Origin of the sequence: Halorubrum sp. SP9, assembly GCF_005435015.1 — an archaeon.
Classification (GTDB): domain Archaea; phylum Halobacteriota; class Halobacteria; order Halobacteriales; family Haloferacaceae; genus Halorubrum; species Halorubrum sodomense.
In genome coordinates this window covers 12685-30560 of sequence record NZ_SGXU01000028.1, presented here as the reverse complement: position 1 = coordinate 30560, position 17876 = coordinate 12685, and the positions used below count along the sequence as shown (strand labels likewise).

Annotated in this window: 18 protein-coding genes and 1 tRNA gene; 12 read left to right on the top strand and 7 right to left on the bottom strand. The window is 66.6% G+C overall.

Annotated features, from left to right (window positions below; genetic code table 11):
- Positions 1–333 precede the first annotated feature (333 nt).
- A complete protein-coding gene (locus tag EXE45_RS13280; RefSeq protein ID WP_137694609.1) occupies positions 334–1032 on the top strand; it encodes a hypothetical protein in 699 nt (232 codons plus the stop codon).
- A gap of 525 nt (positions 1033–1557) precedes the next feature.
- Here the strand turns inward: EXE45_RS13280 and EXE45_RS13275 are convergent.
- A complete protein-coding gene (locus EXE45_RS13275) occupies positions 1558–2556 on the bottom strand; it encodes a site-specific integrase (RefSeq protein ID WP_137694608.1) in 999 nt (332 codons plus the stop codon).
- Between the two features lie 417 nt (positions 2557–2973).
- Complete coding sequence (locus tag EXE45_RS19660; RefSeq protein WP_158294268.1) at positions 2974–3111, bottom strand: hypothetical protein; 138 nt, start codon at positions 3109–3111, stop codon at positions 2974–2976.
- A 148-nt stretch (positions 3112–3259) separates the two neighbouring features.
- Here EXE45_RS19660 and EXE45_RS13270 point away from each other — a divergent pair, with 148 nt between their 5' ends.
- A complete protein-coding gene (locus EXE45_RS13270) occupies positions 3260–3478 on the top strand; it encodes a DUF2892 domain-containing protein (RefSeq protein ID WP_092922030.1) in 219 nt (72 codons plus the stop codon).
- A gap of 37 nt (positions 3479–3515) precedes the next feature.
- On the opposite strand, the gene EXE45_RS13265 is transcribed toward EXE45_RS13270, so the two are convergent.
- Complete coding sequence (locus tag EXE45_RS13265; RefSeq protein ID WP_137694607.1) at positions 3516–4454, bottom strand: SDR family NAD(P)-dependent oxidoreductase; 939 nt, start codon at positions 4452–4454, stop codon at positions 3516–3518.
- A gap of 257 nt (positions 4455–4711) precedes the next feature.
- On the opposite strand from EXE45_RS13265, the gene EXE45_RS13260 reads away from it, so the two are divergent.
- The 6 genes from EXE45_RS13260 (at position 4712) to EXE45_RS13230 (ending at position 8624) form a co-directional block, all read left to right on the top strand.
- Positions 4712–4894 (top strand): hypothetical protein, encoded by a 183-nt coding sequence (locus EXE45_RS13260; RefSeq protein WP_137694606.1) that lies wholly within the window; start codon positions 4712–4714, stop codon positions 4892–4894.
- Positions 4895–4940: 46 nt separating this feature from the next.
- Positions 4941–5177, top strand: a complete 237-nt coding sequence (locus tag EXE45_RS13255; RefSeq protein WP_092922035.1) for a hypothetical protein — start codon at positions 4941–4943, stop codon at positions 5175–5177.
- A 248-nt stretch (positions 5178–5425) separates the two neighbouring features.
- Positions 5426–5770, top strand: coding sequence for a hypothetical protein (locus EXE45_RS13250; RefSeq protein ID WP_137694605.1), 345 nt, complete (start codon positions 5426–5428; stop codon positions 5768–5770).
- An 85-nt stretch (positions 5771–5855) separates the two neighbouring features.
- The gene (locus EXE45_RS13245) at positions 5856–6242 is read left to right on the top strand and encodes a nuclear transport factor 2 family protein (protein WP_092922041.1); all 387 of its coding nucleotides are present in this window, start codon (positions 5856–5858) and stop codon (positions 6240–6242) included.
- Between the two features lie 104 nt (positions 6243–6346).
- Positions 6347–7057, top strand: coding sequence for an SDR family oxidoreductase (locus tag EXE45_RS13240; protein ID WP_241989483.1), 711 nt, complete (start codon positions 6347–6349; stop codon positions 7055–7057).
- Between the two features lie 274 nt (positions 7058–7331).
- On the top strand, positions 7332–8624 hold the full coding sequence (locus EXE45_RS13230) for an MFS transporter (RefSeq protein ID WP_137694602.1): 1293 nt from the start codon (positions 7332–7334) through the stop codon (positions 8622–8624).
- Positions 8625–8779: 155 nt separating this feature from the next.
- Here EXE45_RS13230 and EXE45_RS13220 read toward each other — a convergent pair whose 3' ends face one another.
- Positions 8780–9952 (bottom strand): alanine--glyoxylate aminotransferase family protein, encoded by a 1173-nt coding sequence (locus tag EXE45_RS13220; RefSeq protein WP_092922050.1) that lies wholly within the window; start codon positions 9950–9952, stop codon positions 8780–8782.
- 175 nt (positions 9953–10127) lie between these two features.
- Between EXE45_RS13220 and EXE45_RS13215 the strand changes: the two genes are divergently transcribed.
- Positions 10128–11648 (top strand): ATP-binding protein, encoded by a 1521-nt coding sequence (locus EXE45_RS13215; protein WP_137694601.1) that lies wholly within the window; start codon positions 10128–10130, stop codon positions 11646–11648.
- Between the two features lie 42 nt (positions 11649–11690).
- Here the strand turns inward: EXE45_RS13215 and thrS are convergent, their stop codons facing one another.
- Positions 11691–13667 carry a threonine--tRNA ligase gene (gene thrS, locus EXE45_RS13210; RefSeq protein WP_174549005.1) on the bottom strand — a complete coding sequence of 659 codons (1977 nt, stop codon included), beginning with the start codon at positions 13665–13667 and terminating at the stop codon, positions 11691–11693.
- A 187-nt stretch (positions 13668–13854) separates the two neighbouring features.
- On the opposite strand from thrS, the gene EXE45_RS13205 reads away from it, so the two are divergent.
- Positions 13855–14835: a PLP-dependent cysteine synthase family protein gene (locus EXE45_RS13205; protein ID WP_137694600.1), complete on the top strand. Its 981-nt coding sequence runs from the start codon at positions 13855–13857 to the stop codon at positions 14833–14835.
- Positions 14836–14883: 48 nt separating this feature from the next.
- Here EXE45_RS13205 and EXE45_RS13200 read toward each other — a convergent pair whose 3' ends face one another.
- Entirely contained in the window at positions 14884–15306 is a 423-nt protein-coding gene (locus EXE45_RS13200; RefSeq protein WP_092922062.1) for a CoA-binding protein, read from the bottom strand.
- A gap of 82 nt (positions 15307–15388) precedes the next feature.
- The gene (locus tag EXE45_RS13195; RefSeq protein WP_092922065.1) at positions 15389–15988 is read right to left on the bottom strand and encodes a recombinase RecA; all 600 of its coding nucleotides are present in this window, start codon (positions 15986–15988) and stop codon (positions 15389–15391) included.
- Positions 15989–16333: 345 nt separating this feature from the next.
- Here EXE45_RS13195 and EXE45_RS13190 point away from each other — a divergent pair.
- Positions 16334–16408, top strand: a tRNA-Arg gene (locus tag EXE45_RS13190).
- Positions 16409–16598: 190 nt separating this feature from the next.
- Entirely contained in the window at positions 16599–17840 is a 1242-nt protein-coding gene (locus EXE45_RS13185) for a hypothetical protein (RefSeq protein WP_137694599.1), read from the top strand.
- The last annotated feature ends 36 nt before the right edge of the window (positions 17841–17876 follow it).

Sequence of the window (17876 nt, the reverse complement as noted above, 5' to 3'; positions counted from 1 at the left end):
TTCGTCCTTCTACTCCGTGATAACAGCTGATTAGATCGCTATTCAACACAGCAGAACTCTCGTGTTTTTTGTTAACCACCGTACCTGCTGAACAACGTATACCTCTGGTGGGAAACAGTTTTGTCCCAACAGAGCAGACGTTAGCGTGTAGTCGGCCTTTCGTAGGCAACCGTCGCACGCACTGCTCTACAACCTCCCCTTACTGGGGCCCAACAACCGCGACCGGATACACAACGCGCCCTACCAGCGCCGTGTAGCCGTAGGATAGCGATACCAATCGCTGGCGAAGTTGGTTGGGTCTTGGTTTGGGGTAGAGCACCGTGTGATGGTACAATGAGTTCCACACAATCTACTCAGAACACATCGGAGTCTCGAGTCACACGTACATCAGCTGACCCAAGAGATGACCATCGAACCAGCGCATGGTCTGACCCTAAGGGCGCCGGAAACCCCGCAGCTGCGGTTGATGCGAAGGAGAACCACTGCGAACATAATAGCGGGCAGCTCCTGCTTGGCGAGAAAATATCGATGACATGGTTTGCTGCCGATGACTTGGAAGAAAACGCTTCAGAGCAGCGCCGACAACTCTTCCAACGGATATGGCGGATCGACAGAGGGCAAGATATTGACCCCAGCGATCCCTCGCTCGGCGACGACCTCGATGACTATGCGGATAGCTCAGTTAACACCGAGATTGTCTCGAGCTTTGCTCGATACAAGCACCGTCTAGCGGATACATGCCTCCAGCAGTTGGAGGTTCCAGAATGGGTCCGTAATCACGTCCTCTATCTGATCCACAATCGTGATCTCGTAGAGTTCAACCGATACGGGGGTATCAACGGGGCAATTGTCGGCTTCACAATAGAAGCGTTGGCAGAGTTCCGCAGTCTGGGCTTGGCAGATATCAAAGAGAGCCCTTGGTGGCCTGACATTAAATCACTCGCCGATGAGTTCGATATCATCGGTGCTACTGGGCGCCAGTTCCGACAATTGGTGGACCACATCAGGGAAAACTATGAGCTCCCTGAGTGAGCGGATGGGTCGAGTGAGCACATCCACGTAGTAGGACACGATCGTCATCAATATACTCCGAACCAACCCATCCGTTTTTTAACAATTATACTAAAAGTGCTCTACAAGCCCTCTAACGTTTGATTCCCCCGAAGGTAATGTATAGTGAAGGGAGTTAGGATGAACCAGGTGTGATTTCTCAGGAGGGAGCCAGATTTGTTGTCGTTGACATAGATCTCTTAGCTTCTACTGGTGTGCGTTTCGGAAGGCACGTGTCCTTGGCACAGACACTTTGAATACAATAGTAAACGCGGAGCGGAGGCAGTGATTGAGCCTCTGCGGGTATAACCGACCTGCGGAGGCGGAGCGGAACGTCCGAAATCTGCTGGCATACCACGACAGGCGGAGGCGAGGCTGTGTGGATATGTTTGTGTTCGTGACGTGCTTACTGAGTCATGAGTAGCATAAGGTAATCTGAACGGCTAGACTATATTGGTGACCTAGTCATTCGGATTAAATTAGATATCTAATACTGGCGATGGATGACTAGATGTTATCTAAGTGGTCCCTCCGCATGTTCATTTGCTCTTCCAAACTGGTCTGATCGTAGTGCTTCTCGAGAACATCACCACTCACGTTTGCTCGTTCAGACACAACAGGACGAGGTACGTCAGATCGCAGTAAGTGGGTGATACATCCCCTCCGAAGCGCGTGAGGGCTTACCGCGTCTTCACACTCATGGACTTTGTCGTACGAATGATCCTCAACCTCGCATTGACACTCCTCTCCGACGAACTGCGGTCTCGTCGCCCAGTATGAGTTCTTCCGGATATTACTCCGGCTAATTCGACCATAGCTAGTGGCCAGCAGTGGTGTCTGACCGTGTTCATCTTCTGTACCTGGATGTTGCTCCTCTATCCAATCGGTTAGGATCCGTCCTGTCTCATCAGAGATTGCGATGAACCTCTCTCCAGAGGATTTGTTCTTCAGTGGAGTTCCATAGTCTGGTCGATGTCTGACTTCGATGTATCCATCGTCACTCGCGACATCGTCTACATTGATACTTCGCACAGTCCCTGTTCTCACTCCCGTTTTCCACAGCAGCAGGATGAGTACGTGTCGAAGGCTCGCATACTCATACTTGGCCAGTCGAGATAGAATCTGTTCGGCGTGATCATTATCGATGTGTACTGATCGCGCGTTTTCGCCCTTATCGAGCTCTGGAACATCAACCGTTTCCTTGAGTCCCATCTCAACGGCGTCGATCTGGGCGCAGAAATCGAGGAAGGCTCTGAGCGTAGACATCTGGGTCCGAACAGACGCGCGATTGAGGTCGCCCTCTTCTTTTCGCCAGAGGCGGTACTCATGAAGACGTCGTCCAGTGAGTTCGTTGAGATTTGTTATATCCTGCTCTTCACACCATCGGAGTAGGTGTTTGAGCCGAAGTCGATGTGCGTTGAGAGTTGAGTCGGCACAGTCGTCTGCGCGGTGTTTGAGATACAGTTCTACGCCTCGTTCAGGTTCAATAGGTTCAAGTTCGGGCATGGCTCGTGTGCGATGCCAACCGTGGGGGCACACAGAGTACCTCGTCCGGGAGGAGCCGATCTTGCTTAATCCGTCGGTCGCGTGTTTACTGTGCCTGTCTGTGCGCGGTAGCACAGACGGCAGAGAGTTCTGTGTAAGCGTCCGGGGACCGCTGTACCCCGGCGCCTTACGCAGAACGTATTCGCGCCCGGCCCGTACACTGAACCGCAGAGCGACAGCGATGCGGTGAGGGAACCGGACGGAAGCGATTTGAAGTAGAGAAGTCGCAGCGCGAGCGAAGCGAGCGATCGTTTTTTCGTAGTTCACGATCGCGCCCGGCCCGCTTCTTCGAAATGGTGAGCGACGCGACCCGTCGGGCGGACCGCGTCTCGCCTGCGCCGGACCGACCGCGGTCTGAACCGCACCGCCTGCGGCCGGTCACTCGTCGCCGCCGTCAGTCAGGATCTCCACGTCGGTGGCCTCTTCCGGTTCGGAGAGCGACGGGTGCTCGACGACCTCTTCGGACTCCGCTTCGTCGTCTCCGGACCATTCGTCTGCGTGGTATCCATGGCACATGGTACGACACAACATACGAATTCCGGACGATTAAACTCTCGGTCGCGCCCGGGACGCGGCGCTCGCGGTCGGGTTCTGGCGGTCGGCACCGGCGCCGACCCGGGCGTCCGGCTCAACGCTTTTGCCGGCGCGGCACCGACAATCCGATGTGAAACGAAACGTCGGCCGGATCGACGCGATGGCCCGGATCGGCGGCGGCGTCGCCGTCGCGCTTCTCGCCGTCCTCGTCGCGACGACGGACGTCAGCGTGCCCGTCGTCTCCGCCGTCGGGCTCGCCGTCGCCGGCGCCGTGCTCGTCGTTGAGGGCGCCACGCGGCGGTGCCTGCTGTACCGCGCCCTCGGCATCGACCGCTGTCCGATGGACTGAGACGGGGGACCAGAGCGTGGGGGGCACCTCGAACTCGTCAGGGAGCCCTCTGCGACGCGTCTTGGCCGGGCTCCGCCGCTGCCAGCGGGAGCCCGACGCCGAGCAGCTCGGCGCTCACCTCCCAGAGCCGGCGCACGGCGGTCTCGTCGCGGGCGGCTCGCGACGGCGTCGCCGGGCGCCGGTCGGCGAAGTACCGCCCCGAGACGTCCGCCGTCTCCGGCGACAGCGCCGGGAGGAGGAGCTCGGCGGCCCCCTCCGCGACGCTGGTCACGAACGGGAGCCGGTCGAGCGTGCCCAGGAGACGCGGTACCGGTCCCGGGAGGAACCGGCTGAACCCGCTGCCCGGGATCGCACCCGGATGGACGCTGTTGGAGGTGACGTCTCGGCCGGCCGCGGCGAGCCGGGCGGCGAGCTCCCTCGCGAACAGGACGTTCGCGAGCTTGGAGTGGCCGTACGCCCACGTGGCGGAGTAGCCATCGACCGCCCGGACCCGCGTGAGGTCCAGCACCGTCCCCCGGTGCGCGGCCGATGCCGTGGTGACGACCCGGGCATCGGGGCGCAGGTGGTCGAGAAGCTCGGCGGTCAACAGGTACGGCGCGAGGTGGTTCACGTGAAAGGTGTACTCGACGCCGAGCTCGGTCGTCCTCCCGTCGCGGAAGAACCCGCCGGCGTTGTTGATCAGGACGTCGAGACCGTCGGTCCCGTCGCGCACGGTCGCGGCCAGTTCGCGCACGGAACCGAGGTCGGCGAAGTCGGCCCGGACGAACCGCCCGTCAGCGCCCGCCGCGGCGAGCTCGTCAACGACCGCTCGCCCCGCCTCTCGGTCGCGGCCGTGGACGATCACGTCGGTGCCGAGCCGTCCCAAGGCGAGCGCCGCGGTACGACCGATCCCGCTCGTCGAGCCGGTCACGAATGCCTGCCGGCCCGTACAGTCAACATCTTCGACGCCCGCGATGCGCTCCGGGTCACCAGTCATGCGATCATTTTGTTCCGGAAGCACTTGAGCGCGACCACGATCGATCGAGCGCGTCTCTCTCCTCGCCTCACTTCGCGAAGTAGCTGGTGAAGAGGCCTGAGGGGAAGGAGCTGATTGCCACCGGCAGCGGGAGCTCCGCCGTGCCCTCTCCCTCCGTCGGCGGCCGCGCACCGGTCGGCGGCGGCTCGTCGCCGACCGGGCGTCAGCCACGCGCATCGCCGGTGGAGCATTTACCTGTCGAGGATGTACGGTAACACATGGCGTCCATCGACGCGGACACGATGATGATCTGCGCCGGGGTGCTGCTCAGCGCCTTGGCGTTCGCGGAGGTCTACTTGACTTGGAAGAAGACCCGACGGACCGGGCCGCGGGAACGCGACTCCGACCCGGGGAGCGCGTCGGAAGAGCCGACTCAGGAGGGGTCGAGTCCGAACGGCTGAGCCGGTCCGGGGAAACCTCTTTACGGTTATAGAACCACCTGAATATATGGTTGATTCAGACGACGTTCCGACCGAGGTCGTAGACGATATCGACGCGAACGGACTGGGAACCGCCGTGATCGCGTCGATCGGCTCCGTCGCGCTCGCCCTGTACTTCTACTACGTCCGCGGAGACAAACAGCGCGGACAGTTCGTCGGGCTCTGGCCCACGACCATCCTCGCGGTCGCGTCGTACTTCAAGCTCGAAGAGATCCGCCAGAAGCTCGACGAGCTGGACGCGTAGGCCGACGCCGCGCGACCGCGTTCGAAACGTAGCGCGGACGACCGACGCATCCTGTGACGCGACCGATGTCGTCCCGTGAGACGGCGATCGATAAGGCCTCTGGGGCGCCGCCAGTCCGACCCGCCGGGGCGTCGCGTTGTCGGTCCGCTGACTCGCCGTCATGCCCGACGTGCTGGCAGCCGGGGGTTCGGGTCGACTCGACGCCGCCCCGGCGCAACGTCTAAAGACGCCCTAGCCTACCGGTGAATATGGAGTTAGAGACCGCGGAGGCGGCGGACCCGGACGTACTCCGGGATCGACTCCCGCCGGCGCCGGGAGAGTGGACGAGCACCGCCGACATGACGGGCACGGTCGAGTATCGGCTCCCGAGCGGCGAGAGCCCTTGTACCGCGGCGAAGCTGACCGTCCGCCCGGACGTGCTCGGTGACGGGACCGTCAGAGTGGACAAGACGGTCGGCTGCCGCGGCGTCGGGACGGACCGATACGACGACCTCGACGCGGTCGTCGCGGCCGCCGACTACGAACTCGCACACGTCCTCCGCGGCCTCGGCGCGGACCGGTCACGGGAACTGACCTCTCGGGGCGACGGCTAGCGTCGCGGTCGCGGTCGGCGGGATCCGAGAGCGCGGACCGCCCGCGACCCCCGAACACTTCTCCGCCGAGCGCGTGGCGTCCCGTATGAACGCACGCGAGACCGTCCGCTCGTACTACGACGCGCTCCGTGCGGGCGACCCGCTTGCGCCGTACGTCGCCGACGAGCGCGACGGCGACGACCCGTACGTCAAGTTCGGCGTCTCGGAACGGCTCATCGGGAGCGACCGGATCCGCGAGGGACTCCGGACGCAGACCGAGACCACGACGGACTGGCGCGTGACCAGCCGCGACCTCCGCGTCACGGAGCGCGGCGACCACGCGTGGTTCAGCGACGCGGTCGCGATGGCGTGGACGGACGCGGAGACGGGGCGACGCCGCGAGTTCGACACTCGGTGGAGCGGGACGCTCGCCCGACGGGACGAGGGGTGGCGCTTCGTCGGCCTCCACGTGAGCACCGCCGACGAGTTCTGACCGCGGGACTGCGGACCGCTCTGTGCGGGAGCGCGCGACGGTGATATTTTATCACCCCCGCTGCCGATCGAGCGTCCACGACGGACCTCGACGAGGCGGCGGCGGTGATAACCGGAGCGAGCTCTGGAATCGGCGAAGCGACGGCGCACGCGCTCGCGGAGCGTGGGACGAACCTCGTCCTCGTCGCGCGGCGGCGCGAGGCGCTGGAGTCGGTCGCGGAGGACGTGCGCTCGGAATACGGCGTCGAGGCGGTCGTCGCCGACGGCGACGTGCGCGAGACGGCCACCTCGGCGGCGGCGGTCGAGACCGCGGTCGAGTCGTTCGGCGGCCTCGACGTCGCCGTCGTCAACGCGGGGCTCGCCCGCGGGAGCGACGTGGCGTCGATGACCGACGAGGAGTACTTCGCGATGCAGGAGACGAACGTCGACGGGGCGTTCTTCCTCACGCGCGAGGCGCTCCCGCACCTCAAGGAGAGCGGGGGGACGCTCGTCGCGGTCGGCAGCTTCGCCGGGGAGTTCCCCCGACCGTTCAACCCGGTGTACGCCGCCACCAAGTGGTGGATCCGCGGATTCGCCCACAGCGTCGCGGCGCAGGCCGGCGACGACGGCGTGGCGGTCTCGGTCGTCAACCCCTCGGAGGTCCGGACCGAGTTCGGCAGCGAGGACGGCGAGGCGTTCGAGGAGCGGTTCGAGCCGGGCAGCGCCACCGAACCCGAGGAGGTCGCCGAGGCCATCGCCTTCGCCGCGTCGCGGCCCGGCTCGTCGGCACAGGAGATCGACCTCTACCGGCGGGACAAGTACGCCGACACGATGTGAGCGAGGCGGTGCGAGGGCACCGGGGTCGGTCGAGGCGTCGGTTCAGCGGTCGGTCGAGGCGTCGTGGCCGCCGATTCGCGCCCCGCACTCCGGACAGATATCGTCGGCACGGGAGTCGGAGAGGTCGCACTCGGGACAGCGATCGCAGGCTGATTCGCCCGCACGAGCGCGTCTCTCCGAGGCGATAATAAATGCGACGGCGGTTCCTCGGTCTCTCGACGCCCGAAAGGTTTCGAATCGTAACCCCTTTTGAGGCGGTGGGCGGCGATCCGGTGTGAGCAACGCGACCGACGGGGCGAGTCGCTCGCAGTTCTGGGCGCTCTACCTCACCCGATTCGCGGAGGGATTCGGGTTCATTACGCTCATCACCCTGTTGGGGACGTACATCAACACGCTCGACCCGCAGGCGACGACGGTGCTGGGCGTCACCGTCTCGGCCGGGTTCGTCATCGGGATGTACACCACGGGATTCACGCTCGCGCAGACGGTCGCGGTCGTTCCGCTGGCGTGGGCCGGCGACCGATACGACAAGCGCACCGTCCTCCTGGCCGTGCTGGCGGTCGGTGCCGGCGTGTACGCGCTGTTCCCGCTCGTCGACTCCTCCGGTTCGTTCATCCTCGTCCGCGCCCTTCAGGGGTTCGCGGTCACCGGCGCGGGGCTGATGACGCTGTCGCTGGTCGGACAGATCGCCGACGTGGGCTCCCGCGCCGAAAAGATCGGGAAGGCGAACGCCGCCTCCTTCGCGGCCTCCATCGTCGGCTCGCTGTCGGCCGGGGGGATCTACGACGCGGTCGGTTTCGGTCCGATTTTCACGATCATCACGGTGCTGATGGTCGCGGCGTGGAGTGTCACCTGGGCCGTCCTCGACGAGGACGACACGCGCGTCGAGGGGTTCCCGTTCTCGGATCTCGCCGTCAGCCGCCGGATCCTCACGATGACGGGCTTCCGCGCCCAGTACGCCTTCGCCGTGACGATGGTTCGGACGTGGGTTCCGATCTACGTCAGCACGGAGATGGCCGCCGGCGGCCTCGGCGTCACCGGTATCGCCATCGGCGTCACCGTCACCGCCGAGAAGGCGACGAACATGGTCGGGCAGCTGTTCACCGGCCGGCTCTCGGACGCCTACGGGCGGTCGCTGTTCGTCTTCGCCGGCGGCGGCGCTTACGGGGCGATCGCGATGGGGATCCCGTTTTCGGCCGCCATCGGAACCGCGGTCGGCGCCGGCGTGACGCTCCCGATCCTCGGTGAGTTGCCGCCCGCGTACCTCCCGCTGGTCGCCTTCTCGGGGCTGCTCGGCGTCGCCGACTCCTTCCGCGAGCCGGCGAGCATGGCGCTGTTCGCGGACGAGGGGACCGACGACGGCAGCGTCGCATCCAGCTTCGGCATCCGCGAACTGGTGTGGCGCCCCGGATCCGTGGCCGGACCCCTCATCGCCGGCTGGCTGATGGTCGAGGTGAGCATGGGCTCCGTCTTCTACGTCGGCGGCGCGTTCGCGATCACCGGCGTCCTCACGTTCCTCGCGATCCTCGCCAACGAACACGGGCGCGCTGCGCTGACGGCGTGGTAGGACGCCTCGCGACTCGACCAGAGCACCGCAACTGTTCACCTCCGACGAAGTGGAACGCCTCGATCGGAGGGTCGCGCGTCTCCTCGCCGTCGCCTTGACGGAGCGGTCCCGTTCGCTCGCCGGGGTGGCGATCCCGGTGCGCCCTCGCCCCCGCTTCAGGCCTCGTGCCCCTGCGCCGCGAGCGCGTCCTCCAGCGCGGCGAGGACGTACTCGACGTTCTTCGGCCGGGCGGAGTAGCCCATACAGCCGATCCGCCAGATGTCGCCCTCCAGGTCGCCGAGGCCCGAGGCGATCTCCAGGTCGTACTCGTCGAGGAGGCCGTCGATGACGGCCCCGTCGTCGACGCCGTCAGGTACCTGTACCGCGTTCAGGCTCGGGAGCCAGTACTCGTCGGGGGCGTTCATCTCGAGGCCCAGGTTCTGAAGACCAGCCTTCAGGTCACCGGCGACCGATCTGTGGCGGGCCCATCGCGACTCGATCCCCTCCTCGGCGACGAGGCGGAGCGCCTCGCGGAGCGCGTACACGTTCGTGATCGGCGCGGTGTGGTGGTACGAGCGGTCGTCGCCCCAGTACCCCTCGAGCAGCGAGAGGTCGAGGTACCACGACCGAGGGCGCTCCTCGCGGTCCAGCACCTTGTCCATCGCGCGGTCGTTGAGGGTGAGCGGGCTCGCGCCGGGCGGACACGAGAGGCACTTCTGCGGACCGGAGTAGGCCACGTCGACGTCCCACTCGTCGACGCGCATCTCGACGCCGCCGAGCGAGGTGACGCAGTCGGCTATCACGAACGCGTCGTGGTCGTGCGCGATGTCGGTCAGCTCGGGGACGTTCGGCTGGAGGACGCCCGTCGACGTCTCCGCGTGGACGAACCCGAACACGTCCGGCTGGTGCGCGTCGAACGCGCGCTCGACGTCGACGGGGTCGAGGGGGTCGCCCCACGGCGCCGACACCTCGACGACCTCGCCGCCCGCGCGCTCGGCCATCGACTTCATCCGCCCGCCGAAGTAGCCGTTCGTCGGGACGAGCATCGTGTCGCCCGGCTCGACCAGGTTGCCGATGGCGGCCTCCATCGACGCCGACCCGGTCCCCGAGACCGGGATCGTCCACCGGTTGTCCGTCCGGAAGGTGTACCGCAGCAGCTCCTGGACCTCGTCCATGATCTCGACGAACGAGGGGTCGAGGTGGCCGACCAGCGGCGTGCTCATCGCCTTCAGGACGCGCGGGTGGACGTCGCTCGGACCGGGGCCCATCAGCGTGCGGTCCGGCGGCGTCAGCTCCCCGACCTCGGGCGCTCGCTCGTCGGCGTCGCGTTCGGTGCGGGCGTTCGACATACGTCGGATCGGGACGAGCGGCGTGAAAAGTCCGACGGAACCGGGGACGTTCGGCGCGAAACGGCCCCGCTCGTCGAGCGAGGCCCGTCGCGCGTCGGCAGGGAGCGCCGTCTGCGAGCCGGTTCCCCTCCGCGAATCCGGGGCACCTAAACCGCCGCGCCGCGTACCCGCTCGCATGTCCGACCCGGCGCGTGGATCGACCTCCGATCAGGACCTCCAAACGGTCCTCGATCGGATGGCAGACGGGTTTTTCGCCCTCGACTCGGGCTGGACGGTCACGTACGCGAACGAGGAAGGGCGTCGGATCCTCCGAGCCGCGATGAGCGACGACGCGGTCGGCCCGACGGGATCGGTCGAGGGGTGCCACCTCTGGGACTCGATCCCCGGATCCGCCGACACGGAGTTCCACGACGAGTACCACCGGGCCATGACGACCCAGGAGCCCGTCTCGTTCGACTCGTACTACGAGCCGTTAGACACCTGGTTCGAGGCGCGCGTCTTCCCGTCCGACAGCGGCCTCTCCGTCTATCTCCGCGACGTCACCGACCGCCGCGAGCTGGAGCAGCGGCAGGAGGAGAGTCTCCGCGCCATCCAACGGCTCTACGCGGTCTCGTCCGACCACGACCGCACGTTCGAGCAGAAGGTCGAGGCCATCCTGGCGCTCGGCTGCGAGTACCTCGACGTGCCGAACGGCTTTCTCACTCGGATCGAAGACGCGACGCAACACGTGGAGGTGTCGCACGCCGAACACCCCCTGTTACAGCCGGGCGAGACCTGCCCGCTCGACGAGGCGTACTGTAAGCGGACCATCGAGCGCGACACGCTGTTGACGGTGGTCAACGCGACCGAAGAGGGGTGGGCAGGGGACCCCGCTCACGAGAACTTCGGGCTCGAGACGTACATCGGCGGGAAGGTCGAGGACGACGGCGATCGGTACGGGACGCTCTGTTTCGCCGCCACGACCCCGCGGGGCGAGCCGTTCACGGACACCCAGCGGACGTTCGTCGAGCTGCTGACGCGCTGGGTGAGCTACGAACTGGAGCGGCAGCGCGCGGCCGAGCGGCTCGAACGCGAGCGCGACCGGCTCGACGAGTTCGTGAGCGTCGTGAGCCACGACCTCCGGAACCCGATCACGGCCGCGAGGGGCCGGGTCGACCTCCTCGCGGAGGAGTCCGACAGCGAGCACGTCGAGCCGATCCGGCGGTCGCTCTCGCGGATGGAGACGCTCATCGAGGACCTGCTCGCGCTGGCGCGCGAGGGGAACGCCGTCGACGACCCGGAGCCGGTCGACCTCGTCGCCCTCGCGACCGCCGCCTGGGAGACGACCGACAAGCGAGGCGGCACGCTCGGGGCGACCGTCGAGGAACTCGAGGTTCTGGCCGACGAGGCGCGGCTCCGACAGCTGTTGGAGAACCTGTTCCGAAACGCCGTCGAACACGGCGGCGACGACGTGACCGTCACCGTCGGGCCGCTCGCCGACGGCGACGGGTTCTACGTGAGTGACGACGGACCGGGAATCCCCGAAGACGACCGCGAGCGGGTGTTCGAGACCGGGTTCACGACGGCGACGGACGGAACGGGGTTCGGCCTGAACATCGTCGCGGAGATCGCCGAGGCGCACGGCTGGGACGTGCGCGCGGTCGAGTCGGAGGAGGGCGGCGCCCGGTTCGAGATCACCGGCGTCGAGTCGGCCTGACCCCGCCCCGCGTCACCAGCGACCCGGTCGCGACGCGGGAGTTCACTCGGCGTCGACGAAGTCCGGTTCCGTCCGCTTCTCGTCGCGTTCCTCGACGAGGTGGTCGACGAACTCGTCGAGGTCCACGTCGCCGCGCTGGTTCTCGAAGCGGTCGCGCACCGAGACCGTGCCCGCCTCCTGCTCGTCGTCCCCCACGATCACCATGTACGGGAGGCGGTCGTCGTGGCCCGCGCGGATCTTCCGGCCGACGGTCCAGTCGCGGTCCTCGACCTCGACGCGGAAGCCCGCGTCTTCGAGCTCGTTTTTCACGCGGTGGGCGTAGCCGAGCGTCTCGTCGGAGACGGGGAGGATCCGGACCTGCTCCGGCGCGAGCCACAGCGGGAAGTTGCCGTCGAAGTGCTCGATGAGGACCATGAAGAAGCGCTCGTAGCTGCCGTACAGCGCCCGGTGGATCATCACGGGCTGGTGGTCCTCGTTGTCCTCGCCCGTGTAGGTGAGGTCGAACCGGTCGGGCATGTTGAAGTCCAGTTGGACGGTGGGCCCGTCCCAGACGCGGCCCAGCGCGTCCTCGAAGCCGAAGTCGATCTTCGGGCCGTAGAAGGCGCCGTCGCCGGGCTCGACGTCGTAGTCGTAGCCGCCCGACTCAAGCACGTCGCGGAGCTGCTCCTCGGCGGACTCCCAGATCTCGTCGCCGCCGACGGACTTGTCGGGACGGGTCGCGAGGGCGACCTCGACCTCTAAGTCGAGCGTCTCGACGACCTCGAATATCATCTCGATCACCGACTCGATCTCTTGCCGGATCTGGTCGGGACGGACGAACAGGTGGCCGTCGTCGATGGTGAACGACCAGACGCGCGACAGGCCGGAGAGCTCGCCGCGCTGCTCTTTCCGGTACACCTTCCCGTTCTCGAAGTAGCGCTGCGGGAGGTCGCGGTACGACCACGACTGCTGGTCGAAGATCGTCGCGTGGCCCGGGCAGTTCATCGGCTTCAGCCCGTACTCCTCGTCGTTGACGTCGAGGAGGAACATGTCGTCCTCGTAGTTCTCGTAGTGGCCCGACCGCTTCCACAGCTCCGTCCGGAACACGTGCGGGGTCTCGACCTCCTCGTAGCCGTTCTCGCGGTTGAGCTCGTTCGCGAACTCCGACAGCTCGCGCAGCACGGTCTTCCCCGGCGGGTGGTACAGCGGGAGGCCCGGCCCGGTCACGGTGGGGATCGAAAAGAGGTTCATCTCCTGGCCGATCTTTCGGTGGTCGCGCTCCTGGGCCTGCTCGCGCAGTTCGAGGTACTCCTCGAGGTCGGACTCGCTCGCGAAGGCGGTGCCGTACACCCGCGTCAGCGCCTCGTTCTCCTCGTCGCCGCGCCAGTAGGCGGCCGACACCTCCAGCAGGGTCGCGGCGCCGATCTCGCCGGTCGACTCGACGTGCGGGCCCTGACAGAGGTCCTCCCAGCCGTCTTGGACGTAGAAGGTGACCTCCTCGCCGTCGGCCTCCTCGTCGAGGATCTGGCGTTTGTACTCGTTGTCGGCGTAGATCTCTTTCGCCTCCTCGCGCGACCGGACCTCGCGCTCGATGTCGTAGTCGGCCGCGATGATCGCCGCCATCTCGTCCTCGATGGCGGCCAGGTCGTCCTCGTCGACGTCGACGTCCGTGACGTCGTAATAGAAGCCGTCGTCGGTCGGCGGGCCGATCGTCAGCGTCGCCTCGGGGTGGAGCCGCTGGAGCGCCTGCGCGAACACGTGGGCCGCGGAGTGACGCAACACCGTGAGGTACTCGTCCGACTGGTCGGTGACGATCTCGATCCGGTCCCCGTCGCCGACCTCGGCGTGCTTCTCGACGAGTTCGCCGTCGATCTTCCCCGCGACGGTGTCGCGACCGAGCCCGGGGCCGATCTCGAAGGCGACGTCCTCGACTGTCGACCCCGCCGGAACGGTCAGCGCTGATCCGTCCGGCAGGACGACCGTCACCTCGGCCTCCGCATCGGTCTCGCTCATACAGTGTCGCAGCCGGACGACCGGCATAAGTGTGTTCGATCCGCGGCGCGGAGTCACACGGTCGGACAGTCGCGGCGGTTCGCGACGGTCGCGGCGGTCCGCCGCGATCGTCCGCGCGATCCCACTTCCCGGCAAGCCGCGCCGCCGCTTCGGATCCCCGGATCCGGACGGAGCGATGGCAACACACAAATCCGGCGGCAACGTTTGCCGGCCTATGACCGATCATCGGGAGCCCCTGTCGTCGGTGTCGGAGACGATCGGGGAGACGCCGCTCGTCGCCGTCCACGACGCGCCGGACGCGGTGCCGGTGTACGCCAAGCTGGAGTCGTTCAACCCCGGCGCGAGCATCAAAGACCGGATCGGGAAGTACATGCTCGAACGCATGCTGGAGCGCGGCGACGTCGGCGAGGGCGGCACCGTGGTCGAGCCGACCGCGGGCAACACCGGGATCGGGATCGCCGTCGCGGCCGAGCAGCTGGGGCTGAACGCGATCTTCGTCGTCCCCGAGCGCTTCTCGGTCGAGAAACAGCAGCTCATGCGCGCGCTCGGCGCGGAGGTCGTGAACACGCCGAGCGAGGACGGGATGGGGCTCGCGATCGACCGCGCGCACGGGATCGCCGAGGAGCTCGACGACGCGGTCGTCCCCCAGCAGTTCTCGAACCCGCTCAACGCCGAGGCGCACTACGAGACGACGGCGCCCGAGATCGACGAGGCGCTCGACGGCGAGGTGGGCGCGGTCGTCGCCGGCTGCGGCACCGCCGGGACGCTGATGGGGATGGCCCGCTACTTCCGCGAGCAGGACCCGGACACCCACGTCGTCGCGGTCGAGCCCGCCGGCTCGGCGTACCGCGAGTTCCTCGGCGAGGACGTCGAGCACGAGGCGTACAAGACCGAGGGGATCGGCACGCACGACGTCGAGCGGAACGAGCTGTTCGATCCCGACCTCGTCGACGAGATCGCGGCGATCGACGACCGCGACGTCCACGAGGAGATGGGGCGGCTCGCGGCCGAGGAGGGCCACCTCGTCGCCTCCTCGTCGGCCGCGAACGCCATCGCGGCGAAGCGGGTCGCCCGCGACGTGCGCGACGGCGAGATCGACGCTCCGCACGACGCCGTCGTCACCGTCTTCCCCGACTCCTCCGAGCGCTACCTCTCGAAGGGCGTCTACCGGAGCTTCGAGGAGTGGGAAGGGTAGGCGGCGCGCCGATCGCCCGCGGCGGCGCCGGCCTCAACCCGATCGGCGCTATCCGCGTAGCCGACCGTGTTCGACCTTGATACAGCGGTCCTGGACCACGTCGATCCCGTCGGCCTCGGCGGCCGCGGCCGCCTCGTCGTGGCTGATTCCCAGTTGGAGCCAGGCCGCACCAGCGTCGCCGCGCGCCGCGTGCCGCTCGCGGACGGCGTCGAGTATCTCCGGGACCTCGTCGCTCGGCCGGAACACGTCCACGAGGTCGATCGGGCCTTCGACGTCGCCGATCGCGTCGTACGCCGGTTCACCGAGGATCTCGTCGGCGAACGGGTTCACCGGAATCACCCGGTAACCCCGCTTCTGGAGGTAGGCCGGCACGTCGTGCGCGGCCTTTCCGGGAGTCGTCGAACAGCCGACGACCGCTATCGTCTCGGCGTCGAGCAGTCGGTCGAGCCCCGCGTCGTCGGTGATTGGCATGGTTCCCGCTTCGATCGCGAGGCGATTAAACGGATCCCCCGATCGTCGCGGCGAGGAGGTGGAGGGGTTTCACTGACCGCGATCAGGGGAGACGGATCTCGGGCTCCGCGTCCTCGTGGACGGTGACGATCCCGTCGAACAGCTGTTTGAGCGTGTTCATCGCCTGATCCTCGTGGGCCGTCGAGTCGATGCTGAACAGCCCGAGGCCGTCGACGCTCTGGACCCGGCCGGTGAACACGTGGAGGAACCGGAACACGGTCTGGAGGTCGGCGTACATCAGCAGCGTCGACAGCGAGTGGACCATCACGCGGTTCCGCTCGATACCGCGGTCCCCGAACGCCTGGAGGAACTCGGAGAGCTTGATCCCGATCCCCGTCATGTCCACCGGGGAGGAGGCGTACTTGATCCGGTCAGACTCGCGCGCGTCGCCGCCCTGCTGGCGGGTGACGCAGTCGACGACCGCGACGGGTTTCCCCTCGTATGGCGTCCGCTTCTCGTAGTCGCGGAGCACCCGGTCGGCGCCGTCCTTCGTGGTGACGACGATGGCGCCCTCGTCGCGGTCCGTCCCCGCGGCGAGCGTGTCCATCATGATCGATCGCTTCCCGCTGAGCGGCGGCCCGGTCAACAGAATGTTGGTCCCGGGTTCGACCTCGGCGTCGAAGTGTGGCGTCAGCTCATACATGGACGCACCTCGAAGGCGACGACACCGGCGCGAACCACTCGTTCGGCTGGAAGGCCGTACGACCAGAACTCATCTACTACCGAAACATGCCCGCTCCGAATAATATTCTTTTTGATCGGCCCTTGCGAGGCGACGGCGCGCCTCGGCGCGGCGGTGGGCCCGATCAGCCGCCGGATTCGGGCGCCGACCCGAGACCGCACGCCGCCGGATCGCGGGGACGTGTCACGTGGACGTGTCACGTCCTCGAATCGATCGATCGTCGTCGCCGGCGCGGAACCGACGGACTGCGGGGCGGGGATTTCGAATCGCGGGACTTAACACCTGCTTAGGAGTAACGGGAACCGAGGGCGCTTAGCTCAGTTTGGACAGAGTGCTTGGCTTCGGACCAAGTTGCCACGGGTTCAAATCCTGTAGCGCCCATGATTCCTCGACGGACGGAGCGAGGGGCTACATCCGGCCCGAATGTTCTGAACGAGACCGCGGCGAGCTCTGCGGCTCGATCGTAGGAGGTCGTACTCCGAATGCTGATTGCCACGTGGCTGACTGCTCGTTTTCTCCGGGCCGCACCGTTACCCCCACCTTCTTGAGCCGGTGATGACATCGTAGCCTCATGGCAAGCGCGGCGTCACCGCTCTCGGAACCGCGTGTGTTGGCGCACGCGAAGCGCCGCCTGTTCCCCGACGACGCCGACGACGGGTACGCAGTCGTCGATACCCAGTTCTCCTCCGACCAGTGGCTCGCCAACGAGTCCGTCGATCCGAATGTCACGGACGAGCTGGCGCCCTTCAACCACGTCCGCGTCGGCTCTGGATACCCGGATCTCGTCGGTGTGCGGCTGCTGAGCGACGAGTTACTGGCCGTGGACCGCCTCGGCGACGACCCACCGCTGATGGTCGTCGAAGCGAAGGGCCACACGAATCGGAGCGACGCCGACGTCGAGCGCGGAATCGTCCAGGCGTACGACCGGCTCCACGAAGCGAACGCCGCGTACGTTGCCGCGCCGGCGAACGCCGTCTCCCAGTCCGCCCGGACGCTCGCTCGTGAGTTGAACGTCGGTATCCTCGGCGTCACTCCCGACGGCACCGTCGATCCGGTCGAGACCCCGCGCGTCGTCGGGAACCGAACGACGACGGAGACGACGGCCATCCGATTCCAGGCCGGTGCCCAGGGCGTCGCCGGCAAGTCGTTCGGCCTCAACCACCCGAAGAACTACCTCGCGTATCCGCTCGCCGTCTCCCACGACCGGGACACGGAAGAGATCCTCGCGGAGCACGTCGTGCGCGCCACCGACGACGCCAGAACCGGGGCGGCCTTTCTGAACCTCATCGACGACCGACCCGCCCCGACTCGACTGACTCCCCTCGGCCGGGAGGTCGTCCGGTTCGCGCTGCGGGAGTACGGGTCGGTCGCGGACGCACTGCGAGCGTTCGACGACTGGAAGCGCTCTCGGGAGCGCTTCTGCGACCTGGCGCCGAAGTGGGGCATGCTCACCAGACGCGTCGTCTACGACTATCCGGCGACGCAGCTCCTCGTCGAGGAGCTCCAGCACATACACGAGGACGGGATCGGCGAGCCGAGTCTCCCGGACGTCGTCGAGTACCTCCACGCGCTACACCCGTCGTTCACGGTCGAACTGTTCGTCCGCGGGGACGACGACGTCCGGAGCCGCGTCCTGAACGCCGACGGGGAGCTACAGCGCGAGCCCCTCACCGACGGGGAGGTCTACCACTCACCCACCGTGTTCCAGCTGAAGGCCGTGCTGTATCACGCCGGAATCCTCACTTCACGGGGCGCGGAACCGTCGAATCTGGACCCGGCAAGCGACGTGTGGGCGTTACGCGAGTCGGTCTGATGTCGTCCCCGCTATCTTTTTGTGACTCGTCCGGGT